Genomic DNA, 13,459 nt, shown 5'->3' with positions numbered 1-13,459 from the left:
TCTCGCTTGTCGCTCCGGTCCTTCCTTGCTCTCGACGTGCTCGCTACGGCTCCAAAGTCATTCATACGGCTTGTTTATAAGAGCAAAGCAAAAGCTTCGCTCGGCACCAACCACGAATTTTTCTGGAGTTAAGTTTCCATGGCCAAGATCGCCCCGCAATTGCCAATCGAAGTCGACAGCGAGACCGGTGTCTGGACCTCCGACGCCCTGCCGATGCTCTACGTGCCGCGTCACTTCTTCGTCAACAACCACATGGGCATCGAGGAAGTGCTGGGCGCTGAAGCCTATGCCGAAATCCTCTACAAGGCCGGCTACAAGTCCGCCTGGCACTGGTGCGAAAAAGAAGCCGAATGTCACGGCCTGGAAGGCGTCGCGGTGTTCGAGCACTACATGAAGCGTCTGTCGCAACGCGGCTGGGGCCTGTTCAAGATTCAGGACATCGATCTCGACAAAGGCACCGCCAGCGTCAAGCTCGAACACTCCGCGTTCGTCTACGTCTACGGCAAGGTTGGGCGCAAGGTTGACTACATGTTCACCGGCTGGTTTGCCGGCGCCATGGACCAGATCCTCGCCGCTCGCGGCAGCAAGATTCGTACGGTTGCCGAGCAAGTCTACGGTGGCTCCGAAGAAGGCCACGACGACGGCCTGTTCACCGTCAAGCCGTTGTAAGTCGAGGAACCCGCCATGGCTTTCGAAGCAATGTTCCAGCCGATCCAGATCGGCAAACTGACCATCCGTAACCGCGTGCTCAGCACCGCGCACGCCGAGGTCTACGCGACTGACGGTGGCATGACCACCGAGCGCTACGTCAAATACTACGAAGAGAAAGCCAAGGGCGGCATTGGCCTGGCGATCTGCGGCGGTTCGTCGGTAGTCGCCATCGACAGTCCGCAGCAATGGTGGAGTTCGGTCAACCTGTCCACCGACCGGATCATCCCGCACTTCCAGAACCTGGCCGACGCCATGCACAAGCATGGCGCCAAGATCATGATCCAGATTACCCACATGGGCCGACGCTCGCGTTGGGATGGTTTCCACTGGCCGACCCTGATGTCGCCGTCGGGTATCCGTGAACCCGTGCACCGTGCGACCTGCAAGACCATCGAGCCGGAAGAGATCTGGCGGGTGATCGGCAACTACGCCCAGGCGGCGCGCCGCGCCAAGGCCGGTGGCCTGGACGGCGTCGAGCTGTCGGCCGTGCACCAGCACATGATCGACCAGTTCTGGAGCCCGCGCGTCAACAAGCGTACCGACGAATGGGGTGGCAGCTTCGAAGGCCGGATGAAGTTTGGCCTGGAAGTACTGAAAGCCGTGCGTGCCGAGGTCGGTGACGACTTCTGCGTGGGCATGCGTATCTGCGGTGACGAGTTCCACCCGGACGGTCTGTCCCACGAGGACATGAAGCAGATCGCCAAGTATTACGACGACACCGGCATGCTCGATTTCATCGGCGTCGTCGGCTCGGGTTGCGACACCCACAACACCCTGGCCAACGTGATTCCGAACATGAGTTATCCGCCGGAGCCGTTCCTGCACCTGGCGGCCGGAATCAAGGAAGTGGTCAAGGTGCCGGTGCTGCACGCACAGAACATCAAAGACCCGAACCAGGCCACGCGCATCCTTGAAGGCGGTTACGTCGACATGGTCGGCATGACCCGCGCGCACATCGCCGACCCGCACCTGATCGCCAAGATCAAGATGGGCCAGATCGACCAGATCAAACAGTGCGTCGGCGCCAACTACTGCATCGATCGTCAGTATCAAGGTCTGGACGTGCTGTGCATCCAGAACGCCGCGACGTCCCGTGAATACATGGGCGTGCCGCACATCATCGAAAAGTCCACAGGCGTCAAACGCAAAGTGGTGATCGTTGGTGCCGGCCCGGCCGGGATGGAAGCAGCACGCGTCTCTGCCGAGCGTGGCCACGACGTGACCCTGTTCGAGAAGAAAGAATTCATCGGCGGGCAGATCACTACCGCGTCGAAAGCACCGCAACGTGACCAGATCGCCGGCATCACCCGCTGGTTCCAGCTGGAACTGGCGCGGCTGAAAGTCGACCTGCGTCTGGGCACTGCTGCAGATGCCGACACCATCATGGACTTGCGTCCGGACGTGGTGGTGCTGGCAGTCGGTGGGCATCCATTCCTTGAGCAGAACGAACACTGGGGCGCCGCCGAAGGGTTGGTAGTCAGCAGCTGGGACGTGCTCGACGGCAAGGTCGCGCCGGGCAAGAACGTGCTGGTCTACGACACCATTTGCGAGTTCACCGGGATGTCGGTGGCCGACTTCCTCGCCGACAAGGGCAGCCAGGTCGAGATCGTCACCGACGACATCAAACCGGGCGTGGCCATCGGCGGTACATCGTTCCCGACTTACTACCGCAGCATGTACCCGAAAGAAGTGATCATGACCGGCGACATGATGCTGGAAAAGGTCTACCGCGAAGGCGACAAGCTGGTGGCGGTGCTGGAGAACGAATACACCGGCGCCAAAGAGGAGCGGGTGGTCGATCAGGTGGTGGTGGAGAACGGCGTGCGTCCGGACGAGGAAATCTACTACGCGCTCAAAGAGGATTCGCGCAACAAGGGTCAGATCGACGTCGAAGCGTTGTTCGCGATCCAGCCGCAACCTTCGTTGAGCAGCAATGGCGACGGTTACTTGCTGTTCCGCATCGGTGACTGCGTGGCGCAGCGTAATACCCATGCTGCGATCTATGACGCGTTGCGGCTCTGCAAGGATTTTTAAAAGCTTGCACACGACCTGTGGGAGCGGGCTTGCCCGCGATAGCGGTGGGTCAGTCGATAAAAATGTGACTGACAGAATGCATTCGCGGGCAAGCCCGCTCCCACAGTGACCGAGTAAGGCATCTCGACCTGCAAGACCCGAGGTCTCTGGGAGCAACACCTATGTTGAACACCCTTCTTCCAATCCTGTTGTTCGCAGCCCTGGCCCTTGCGGTTCTGGGGGCGTTGCGGCGGGTGGCCATGTGGCGTCGGGGCCGGGCCTCGAAGGTCGATCTGATCGGCGGCCTGTTGGCCATGCCCAAGCGTTACATGGTCGACTTGCACCACGTGGTGGCGCGGGATAAATACATCGCCAACACTCACGTCGCCACGGCCGGTGGTGCGGTGGCGTCGATCGTGCTGGCGATTCTGGTGCACGGTTTCGGCCTGCATAACCGCATCCTCGGCTATGCGCTGCTGTTGATGACGGCGGTGATGTTCGTCGGTGCGCTCTTCGTTTATCGGCGCCGGCTCAATCCGCCGGCACGGTTGTCGAAAGGCCCGTGGATGCGCCTGCCGAAAAGCCTGCTGGCTTTCTCCGCCTCGTTCTTCCTGGTGACCCTGCCGGTGGCCGGAATCCTTCCGGAGAACTTCGGCGGCTGGCTGCTGGCGGCGATTCTCGGGCTCGGTGTTTTGTGGGGCGTGTCGGAGTTGTTCTTCGGCATGACCTGGGGCGGGCCGATGAAGCACGCCTTCGCCGGCGCCCTGCACCTGGCTTGGCACCGCCGCGCCGAGCGCTTTGGCGGCGGTCGTTCCACCGGTTTGAAACCGCTGGATCTGAATGATCCAAGCGCGCCGCTCGGCGTGGAAAAACCCAAGGATTTCACTTGGAACCAGTTGCTCGGTTTTGACGCCTGCGTGCAGTGCGGCAAGTGCGAAGCGGCGTGCCCGGCCTTCGCTGCCGGCCAGCCGCTGAACCCGAAAAAGCTGATTCAGGACATGGTCGTCGGCCTGGCTGGCGGCACTGACGCGAAGTTTGCCGGTAGTCCTTATCCGGGCAAGCCAATCGGTGAGCACAGCGGCAATCCGCATCAACCTATCGTCAATGGTCTGGTCGATGCCGAAACCCTGTGGTCGTGCACCACTTGCCGCGCCTGCGTCGAGGAATGCCCGATGATGATCGAGCACGTCGACGCCATCGTCGACATGCGCCGCCACCTGACGCTGGAAAAAGGCGCGACCCCGAACAAGGGTGCCGAGGTCCTGGAAAACCTCATCGCCACTGACAACCCCGGCGGTTTCGCTCCGGGCGGGCGGATGAACTGGGCGGCGGATCTGAACCTCACTCTGCTCAGCGAAAAAAAGTCTACCGACGTACTGTTCTGGGTCGGCGACGGCGCCTTCGACATGCGCAACCAGCGCACCTTGCGTGCGTTCGTCAAAGTTCTGAAAGCCGCGAAGGTCGACTTTGCGGTGCTCGGCCTCGAAGAACGTGACAGCGGTGATGTGGCCCGGCGTTTAGGCGACGAAGCGACCTTCCAGCTGCTCGCCAAACGCAATATCCAGACCCTGGCCAAATACAGCTTCAACCGCATCGTCACCTGCGATCCGCATAGCTTCCATGTGCTGAAAAACGAGTACGGCGCGTTCGACGGCAACTACCTGGTGCAGCACCACAGCACCTACATGGCGGAAATCATCCAGGCCGGTGCGCTGAACCTCGGTCAGCACAAAGGCAACAGCGTGACCTACCACGACCCGTGCTACCTCGGTCGCTACAACGGCGAGTACGAGGCACCGCGCGAAGTGCTGCGCGCCCTCGGCATCGAGGTCAAGGAGATGCAACGTTCCGGCTTCCGTTCGCGCTGCTGCGGCGGCGGTGGCGGTGCGCCGATCACCGACATTCCCGGCAAGCAACGGATTCCCGACATGCGCATGGACGACATCCGCGAGACTGGCGCCGAGCTGGTAGCCGTAGGTTGTCCACAGTGCACGGCGATGCTCGAGGGCGTGGTCGAACCGCGTCCGTTGATCAAGGACATCGCCGAACTGGTGGCCGATGCGCTGCTCGAAGATGCCGCGCCGAACAAGCCGACTGCACCGGCCAAACGTGAACCTGCGGAGGCCCACTGATGAGCGACATTATCCGCCGCGACCCGCGCGCCGAATGGATTGCGCGTAACCGTCTGCACCCGTTGCACGCGGCGATGCAACCGGCGCAACACAGCTGGATGGGCCCCAATGGTGTCATCCGCAAGAACCTGCACGGCATCGGATTCATCGGCCCCAACGGCATCAAGCGTATCGACCGCAGCGGCGCGCAACAGGGCGGGGCGGTCAAACGCTCGGCCACGGTTGAAGTGCAGTTGCCGCTGCATCAGGTACCGGCCCCGGCGTTCTACATCAGCGTGGTGCCGGACATGGTCGGCGGCCGCCTGAGCAGCCACGACCGTGACCTGTTGGGCCTGGCTCATCAACTGGCCGGCAACGACGGTGCGGTGCTGGCGGTGGTGTTTGGAGATCACAAAGAGAGCGCCTTCGCCACGGCCGGCGTCGATCGCTTGCTGGTACTGGAGGGTGACCAATTCAGTGGTTATGCACCGGAGCAACGGGTGCAGGGCCTGCGGGCTGTGGATAACCAGTTCAATCCACGCCACTGGCTGCTGCCGGACAGTCGCAGCGGTGGTGGTGAACTCGGTCGGCGTTTTGCCGCGGCACTGGGCGAACGTCCGGCAACGCGGGTGTGGCAGGTCAAGGATCAGGAATGCATCGGTCGCGCTGGCGCAGGCCTGCAAGACCTGGCGCGACCGGTCGCACGTTTGATTCTGGCCGCAGCCGAATGCGCGGAACCGGTCAGCGAAACCCGTCATGAGGCGCTGCCGGTGGAGTTATCCACAACGGTGGCGCGCAGCCTGTCGCGGATCGAGGATCTTGGCGCGGTCGCGGTGGACCCGGCGGCGATTCCGATGGCCGAGGCCGAATTCATTTTCTCCGGCGGCAACGGGGTCAAGGACTGGGCGCTGTTCCACCAGACCGCTGCGGCGCTCGGTGCCACCGAAGGCGCCTCGCGGGTGGCGGTGGACGACGGCTTCATGGCCCGTGATCGGCAGGTCGGCGCGTCCGGCACTTGGGTCACCGCGCGGGTTTACGTGGCTGTGGGTATCTCCGGGGCGATCCAGCACCTGCAGGGCATCGGTGCCTGCGACAAGGTGGTGGCGATCAACCTCGACCCCGGTTGCGACATGATCAAACGCGCCGACCTGTCGGTGATTGGCGAGAGCGCGGAAATTCTTCAGGCCTTGATCGCGGCGGTAGCGGCTTACCGCAACGAAGCCAAGCGCGATGCGGCTTAAGGAACGGGTTATGAGCACAAAGATCATCAGTCTGGTTTCCATCGGTGCCCACCCGACCTCGGGCCGGCCACGCCGCGCCGAACAGGACGCCCGCGCCGTGGAACTGGGCCTGCAACTGGCTGGGGATAACCTGCAGGTGCTGCACGCCGGAGATGTCGCGGAACCGGCGCTGCGCGCCTATCTGGGCATGGGCCTGGAACAGCTGCATGTGCTGGAGCAACCCGCTGGCGCCGACGCCTTGCCGGCGCTGACCGCGTATCTGCGTGATGCCGGCGCCCAGGTAGTGCTGACCGGCAGTCAGGCGGAAACCGGCGAAGGCTCGGGCATGTTGCCGTTCTTGCTCGCCGAAGGGCTGGGCTGGCCGCTGGTGGTCGGGCTGGCGCAGGTCGAGTCGATCAATGATGGTTCGGCGCTGGTGCTGCAAGCCTTGCCCCGTGGGCAGCGGCGGCGGTTGAAGGTGAAGCTGCCGTTTCTGGCGACTGTGGATAACGCCGCGCCCAAACCTCGACAAAGTGCCTACGGCCCGGCGCGACGCGGGGTGTTGAATGCCGAAGACGTGGAGGTGCTCGACGATGAACTGCTGGCGGTTGCCACGTTGCAACCGGCCAAGCCACGGCCGAAACGTTTGAAGGTGATCAAGGCCAAGAGCGGTGCGGACCGTATGAAAGCTGCCACCGCCAAAGCCAGTGGCGGCGGTGGACAAGTGCTCAAGGGCGTAACCGCGCAGGCCGGGGCGGAAGCGATCCTCAAACTACTGATCGAAGAAGGCGTCGTTCGCTAGCGACACCTTCTTCCAGACTCTGAACCCCCTGTGGGAGCGAGCCTGCTCGCGAAAGCGGATTGTCAGTTGATACATATGTCGACTGATCCGAAGCTTTCGCGAGCAGGCTCGCTCCCACATTGGAATCCATGTGTACCTGACTGAATATGTTTACCCACAATCCCTGTTGGCGGATCTGTGGATAACGTGTTCGCCCATCCCTGTACCCCACGCCAATCAAGCCTTCCAGGCTCCAGCTCAAAAAACAACCAGCCTAAGTCACGGTTTTACCGGGCTTTTTCTCCTGAATAACTTCAAGAGTTGCCCCCAATCTCTGTTGGCGCTTCTGTGGACAAGATGTTCGCTGTCCGCTGCAAGCCATATAAAACGTGGCCTGTATAGGATTGATCAATAATTGATCGATTAAGCTTTTAAAGCTGATAATCCCCGTGTAAACCGCGATTTCACACAGCCCTCTGCGCTTTTCCACAGCTACCGCGAAGTTACCCCCGAACTCTGTTGGCGCTTCTGTGGATAACGTGTTCGCCATCCTCTACAAGCCATGAAAACCGTGGCTTACAAAGATCTGATCAAAAAATAGCCAATGTGTCTGGCAAACCATCATTCTGGATAAGTCACGATTTTTCTTCACAAATCAGCGAGTTATTTTTCCAGTCATCCACAGTTACCCCCAATTGCTGTGGGCGGTTATGTGGATAACTTGTTTGCCAAACCCTGCAAGGCCCGCCCGGTATAGTCCAAACCGCAATTGATCAGATTTCATACAGTTCTAAAGCGTTGCCTTGACTTCGATTCCTGCGCTGTCTTCACTGCAATGGCACAAGGACAGCCGTCACTTATCCACATCAGGTTCTGGGAGAACGCATGATGGATAGCCGCCCACACCGCCATCCCCCCTCGCCACGCAAGCGCACGTTACGTCGTGCGGCCAATCAACGCGCTCGTCTGTAGCGACCTCCTGCTTTAACCGCTGTGCTGTCGCCGGGCTCGACCCGGAGGCCAGGTGCCCGTTCGCCCATTGATTGCAGGCAACCGCAGAGTTGCCCCATCTGCCTGAGAGAGGAACACCCTCATGACACGCATCGCAACGCCCATCAGCGAGATCAAGGAACACTACGACGTGATCGTCATCGGCTCCGGTTATGGCGGCGGCATTGCTGCGTCGCGCCTGTCCCGGGCCGGCAAGCAGGTGTGCCTGCTCGAACGCGGGCGGGAAATCCAGCCCGGTGAATACCCCAACACCATGATCGCCGCGACTGAAGAGCTGCAGGTGCATGACCCGGACGGCCACATTGGCTCGCGCACCGGACTGTTCGACCTGCATGTGAATGCCCAGCAGAACGTGGTGGTCGGCTGCGGCCTCGGCGGTACATCGCTGATCAACGCCAACGTTGCCCTGGAGCCGGAACCCGGGGTGTTCGAGGATCCACGCTGGCCGCAGGCGGTACGCGATCATCGCGATACGCTGCTCAAGGACGGTTACGCCCGCGCCCGGGAAATGCTCAAGCCCAATCCGTATCCGAACAGCGCGCCGAACCTGCCCAAGCTCGACGCCAACAAAAAGTCTGCGGACTACCTCAAGCAAGGCGCGCATTTCTACAAGCCACCGATCAACGTGACCTTCGACAAGCTGCCGAACAACCTCAACCACGTCGGCGTCGAACAACTGCCGTGCAACCAGTGCGGCGACTGCGTCTCGGGCTGTAACAACAAGGCCAAGAACACCACGCTGATGAACTATCTGCCGGATGCCTGGAACCATGGCGCGGAGATTTTCTGCCAGGCTGAGGTGCGGCATCTGGAGCGCGACGGCGATGGCTGGATCGTGCACTTCCAGTACCTCGACAGCGGGCGCGAGAAATTCGACGCGCCGACGCTGTTCGTGAAGGCCGATATCGTCGTGGTCTCCGCCGGCACCCTCGGCTCTACCGAAATTCTGCTGCGCTCACGGGACAAGGGCCTGGTGATGTCCGGCCAGCTCGGCGAGAACATGAGCGGCAACGGTGACATTCTCGGCTTCGGCCACAACTGCGAGCAGACCATCAACGGCATCGGCTTCGGCGCGCATTCGGCCAAGGAGCTGCACCCGGTCGGCCCGTGCATCACCTCGATCATCGACATGCGCACCGAAGGTGACTGGCGCAGCCGCATGGTCATCGAGGAAGGCTCGATCCCCGGCGCCCTCGGCCGGCCGATGGTGCCGGCGATGGCCGGGTTTGCCGAGATGATCGGCAAGGCCACGGACGACAGTTTCAGCGGCAAGCTCGGCTACAAGGAGCGCGAGGCCGAAAGCTTCCTGCGCGGCCCCTATTACGGCGCGCTGCACAATATGCAGACCTACCTGATCATGAGCCACGACAGCGGCCAGGGCCGGATGATTCTCGACAGCAAAGACCAGTTGCGCATCGACTGGCCGGGTGTCGGCGAGCAGCAAAACTTCAAGCTCGGCAATGAGCGTCTGTACCAGAGCACCAAGGCGTTGGGCGGGGTCTGGGTCGAGAATCCGATCTGGACCAGGCTGCTCAAGCACAGCATCGTTTCTGTGCATCCGCTGGGCGGTTGCGTGATGGGCGAAGACGCGACGCAAGGCGTGGTCAATCACAAGGGCCAGGTGTTCAGCGGCGCGGCCGGCACCGATGTTTACGCCAGTCTGTACGTGACCGACGGCGCGGTGATCCCGACCTCGCTGGCGGTCAATCCGCTGCTGACCATCTCCGCTGTGAGTGAACGCAACATGGGCCTGCTCGCCGCTGACCGTGGTTGGCAGATCGACTACACGTTGCCGTCGGCACCGCGCAAACAGGTGGCACCACCGACTCTCGGCGTGCAGTTCACCGAAACCATGAAGGGCTATTTCTCCCGGGCATTCACTGCCGCGCAAAGCACTGATCTGAAAGTCTACGAGGCGGCGGCCAAACGCGGTGAGGCGGACAACTCGCCAATCGACTTCACCCTGACCATCACCGCCAACGACCTCAACCGGATGATCAAGGAACCGGAGCACGCCGCGACCATTGTCGGTACGGTCAATGCCCCGGCGCTGTCGCCGCAACCGCTGACCGCCAGCAACGGCGTGTTCAATCTGTTCGAACAATTCGAGCAGCAGGTCGACACACGGCACATGAAATACGACATGAAACTGACCGCCGAGGACGGCAACGACTATTTCTTCAGCGCCTTCAAAACCGTGCCGGAAGACAACGGCGTGCTCAACATCTGGCACGACACCAGCACTCTGTACGTAACGCTGTATCGCGGACCGGACAAGTCGGGCGAGGTGATCGGCTCCGGGGTGATGCACATTCATCCGACCGATTTCGCCAAACAGATGACCACCATGAAAGTGCTCAACGCGCGCAACGAGCGCGAGCGCATCGAAGGCCTGGCGCGCTTCGGCAAGTTCTTCGCCGGAATTCTCTGGGAGAGTTACGGCGGGGTCTTCGCTGGCGATATCTACTTCAACCCCGACGCGCCGCCACGCCTGAAACGGCCACTGGATGCGCCGATCCCGGCGGTGCATTTCTTCCCCACCGAAGACGGCGTCGAGCTGCGCCTGACCCGATACCAGGCCGGCAGCAAAGGCCCGGTGATGCTGGTGCACGGCCTGGGCGTCGGCTCGAATATCTTTTCCACCGACACCATCCAGACCAACCTGCTGGAGTACCTGTGCAAGCACGACTATGACGTGTGGCTGCTGGATTTCCGGGTGAGCATTCTGCTGCCGGCGAGCAAGAAAGAGTGGAATGGCGACCAGATCGCCCAGTACGACTTCAAGGCTGCCATCGCGCAGATTCAACAAGAGACCCAGGCCAAAGACGTGCAGTGCGTGGTGCATTGCTACGGCGCGACCACGTTCTTCATGTCGTTGCTGGCAGGGCTGCAGGGTGTGCGCTCGGTGGTCTGCTCGCAGATTGCGGCTGACACTGTGGTCGCCACTGCCACCGGACTGAAGGCTGGTCTGCACTTGCCGGGCATGCTCGACGCCATCGGCATCAAGTCGATGACGGCTTACGCCGACAGCAAGGAGAACTGGTTCAACCGGCTCTATGACAAAGCCCTCAACGGCTACGCGCGGATCGAGGCGCAGGGCTATTGCACCAACCCGGTGTGCCACCGCATCACCTTCATGTACGCCTCGCTGTACCGCCACGACACGCTCAACGAAACCCTGCACGACAACCTGCACGAGCTGTTCGGCGAGTCGAATATCGAGACCTTCGAGCACCTGGCGCTGATCGTGCGCAAAGGGCACTTGGTGGATTTCAAGGGCAACGATGTGTACATGCCGCACTTCGAGCGGCTGACGATGCCGATCTGTTTTATCAGCGGCGCGGAGAACCAGTGCTATCTGCCGGAAAGCACGCTCAAGACCTACCAGCGAGTCTGCGAAGTCCACGGGCCGGAGCGCTACAGCCGGCACGTAGTGCCGGGCTACGGCCACATCGACTGCATGTTCGGCAAGAACGCGGTGGTGGATGTGTATCCGATCATCCTTGAACACCTGGAGAAAACGGCCCTCGGCTGATGAGGTTTTCCTGTGGCGAGGGAGCTTGCTCCCGCTGGGCTGCGAAGCGGCCCCAAAACCTGAGAGTGCGGTTTTCCTGAACCACCGCATCTGCCGGGTTTACGACGGCTTCGCCGCCGAGCGGGAGCAAGCTCCCTCGCCACAAAAGCTCATCACACAGAGGGACTCTCCTAAGGTCTGCACAAGGAAATGGATGACATGGATACCTACATCCGCTGGTTTCAACGCTTCATCTGGATCGGCATTGCGATGAACACGGTGTTCGCGATCCCGGCGCTGTTCGCGCCGGGATTGCTGACATCGGTGGTCGGTCTGCCGCCGCAACTCTCCGACCCGTGGCTGGAAAACGCCGGGATGCTGCTGGTGGGCATCAGCGTGTTTTACATGCCGTCGGGCTTCAATGCGCCGCGCTATGTGGTGCATTCCTGGCTGTGCGTGCTGACGCGGCTGATCGCCGTGGTGTTCTGGATTTACCTGATCAATACGAGCATTCAAGGCTCGGTGTTCGTGCCGATGCTGATGGGCGATCTGAGCTTCTTCCTGATCCTCGGAATTCTGCTGTACCTCGGCACCACGCCCGCGAACCGGCCATGGGCGCTGCTCTGCGATGGCTGGCGCGAGTGGCGCGCGGCCTGGGCGCGGCAATGGCAGAGCCATACCTTCAAGGTCGGTACCTTGGTCGTACTGGCGCTGCTCGGTTTCATCGGTTACCAGACCTGGTACCAGATGCTGCGCGTGGTGCCGGAGCAGGAGTACGCCTCCGACGAAGATCACTACAAATACGCGGCCATCGGCCTGGGCATCGAAGCGCGGATCCCGTATTACCTGTTCGCCGTGCTGCCGCAGATGTGCCCGGAAAAACTGCCCAAACCCGGCGGCTGGGAAGTCTTCGGCTTTCTTTATGAGAACGGCAAGGACCTGCCGATCGGCATGGCCAAGCGGCAGATCGGTTACCCGACTGTGGAACCGAACTGCGCGCTGTGCCACACCGGCTCCTACCGGGCCAATGCCAGCGACGTCGCGGTCAACGTGCCGAGCGCGCCGGCCAACACCCTGCAACTGCAGGCCTTCCAGTGGTTCGCCTACGATTGTGCCAGCGACCCGAAATTCACCACCGACGCGGTGATGGCGGCGATCAACGGCAAATTCCAGCTGGGCTTTTTCGAGAAGCTCTACAACCGCTATCTGATCATCCCGATGGCGAAAAGCGCCTTGCTCAAGCAGAAGCAGGCCTACGCCTGGCAGAAGCTGCGTCCGCAACAGGGCCCGGGCCGCACCGACACCTTCAACCCGACGAAAATGGTGGTGTTCGGCTTCCCGGATGACTCGACCATCGGCACCGTCGACCTGCCGCAAGTGTGGAACCAGAAGCCGCGGGAATCGATGTACCTGCATTGGGACGGCAATAACAACAAGATCCACGAACGCAACTACGCCGCCGCGATGGCCGTGGGCGCAACGCCGGAGTCGGTGTTACCGCCAAGCTTCAACCGCGTGACCAACTGGCTGCTCGGGCACAAGGCGCCGGCGTGGCCATGGGCGCTGGATCAGGCGAAAGTCGCGCAGGGCAAACCGATCTGGGATGCCAATTGCGCCGCGTGCCACGACTTCGGTCGCGCCGACACCGGGCAGGTCACCACCAATATCGATCAACTGGGCACCGATCCACATCGGCTGGACTCGTTCACCACCGGTCTGGTGACGGCGTTCCACACCTTCAAGAAACCGCCGTTCGACTTCGGTGCCTATCGCAAGACCCAGAGCTACAGCAACACGCCGACTGACGGCATCTGGCTGCGTGCGCCGTACCTGCACAACGGTTCGGTGCCGACCCTGTGGGACCTGCTGCAACCGCCGGAAAAACGTCCGGTGGTGTTCATCACCGGCTCCGACGTCTACGACCCGGTCAACGTCGGTTTTGTCACCACGGGCGCTCAGGCCAAAGCCTCGGCGGATTTCAAATACGACACCCGACTGGAGGGCAACCACAACAGCGGTCACCTGTATGGCACCACGCTGTCGGACGACGACAAACGTGCGTTGATCGAATTCATGAAAACCCTGTGAGCCCTTACGG

At 61.4% G+C, this 13,459-nt stretch carries 7 protein-coding genes; all 7 read left to right on the top strand.

The window, feature by feature from the left end:
* Positions 1-138 precede the first annotated feature (138 nt).
* Positions 139-669 (top strand): DUF5943 domain-containing protein, encoded by a 531-nt coding sequence (locus QRN61_RS00605; RefSeq protein WP_003228980.1) that lies wholly within the window; start codon positions 139-141, stop codon positions 667-669.
* Positions 670-684: 15 nt separating this feature from the next.
* Positions 685-2,745 carry a dimethylglycine demethylation protein DgcA gene (gene dgcA, locus QRN61_RS00600; RefSeq protein WP_285372996.1) on the top strand — a complete coding sequence of 687 codons (2,061 nt, stop codon included), beginning with the start codon at positions 685-687 and terminating at the stop codon, positions 2,743-2,745.
* A gap of 161 nt (positions 2,746-2,906) precedes the next feature.
* Complete coding sequence (gene dgcB / locus QRN61_RS00595; RefSeq protein WP_247839839.1) at positions 2,907-4,856, top strand: dimethylglycine demethylation protein DgcB; 1,950 nt, start codon at positions 2,907-2,909, stop codon at positions 4,854-4,856.
* Positions 4,856-6,076, top strand: a complete 1,221-nt coding sequence (gene etfA, locus QRN61_RS00590) for an electron transfer flavoprotein subunit alpha (protein ID WP_095137469.1) — start codon at positions 4,856-4,858, stop codon at positions 6,074-6,076. The genes dgcB and etfA overlap by 1 nt, the downstream gene beginning before the upstream one ends.
* A 10-nt stretch (positions 6,077-6,086) precedes the next feature.
* Entirely contained in the window at positions 6,087-6,857 is a 771-nt protein-coding gene (gene etfB / locus QRN61_RS00585; RefSeq protein WP_096795707.1) for an electron transfer flavoprotein subunit beta, read from the top strand.
* A 1,072-nt stretch (positions 6,858-7,929) separates the two neighbouring features.
* Positions 7,930-11,382 carry a GMC family oxidoreductase N-terminal domain-containing protein gene (locus QRN61_RS00580; protein WP_285372995.1) on the top strand — a complete coding sequence of 1,151 codons (3,453 nt, stop codon included), beginning with the start codon at positions 7,930-7,932 and terminating at the stop codon, positions 11,380-11,382.
* Positions 11,383-11,580: 198 nt separating this feature from the next.
* Complete coding sequence (locus QRN61_RS00575) at positions 11,581-13,449, top strand: c-type cytochrome (RefSeq protein WP_285372994.1); 1,869 nt, start codon at positions 11,581-11,583, stop codon at positions 13,447-13,449.
* Positions 13,450-13,459 lie beyond the last annotated feature (10 nt).

Source organism: Pseudomonas sp. lyk4-TYG-107 (assembly GCF_030209055.1).
GTDB lineage: Bacteria > Pseudomonadota > Gammaproteobacteria > Pseudomonadales > Pseudomonadaceae > Aquipseudomonas > Aquipseudomonas putida_A.
Note: the sequence above shows the minus strand (reverse complement) of the source record. Positions and strands in the feature narration are given on the sequence as shown.

Coding starts and splice junctions, on each gene's coding strand:
- QRN61_RS00605 (WP_003228980.1), top strand. CDS start 139: ATGGCCAAGATCGCCCCGCAATTGCCAATCGAAGTCGACAGCGAGACC.
- dgcA (WP_285372996.1), top strand. CDS start 685: ATGGCTTTCGAAGCAATGTTCCAGCCGATCCAGATCGGCAAACTGACC.
- dgcB (WP_247839839.1), top strand. CDS start 2,907: ATGTTGAACACCCTTCTTCCAATCCTGTTGTTCGCAGCCCTGGCCCTT.
- etfA (WP_095137469.1), top strand. CDS start 4,856: ATGAGCGACATTATCCGCCGCGACCCGCGCGCCGAATGGATTGCGCGT.
- etfB (WP_096795707.1), top strand. CDS start 6,087: ATGAGCACAAAGATCATCAGTCTGGTTTCCATCGGTGCCCACCCGACC.
- QRN61_RS00580 (WP_285372995.1), top strand. CDS start 7,930: ATGACACGCATCGCAACGCCCATCAGCGAGATCAAGGAACACTACGAC.
- QRN61_RS00575 (WP_285372994.1), top strand. CDS start 11,581: ATGGATACCTACATCCGCTGGTTTCAACGCTTCATCTGGATCGGCATT.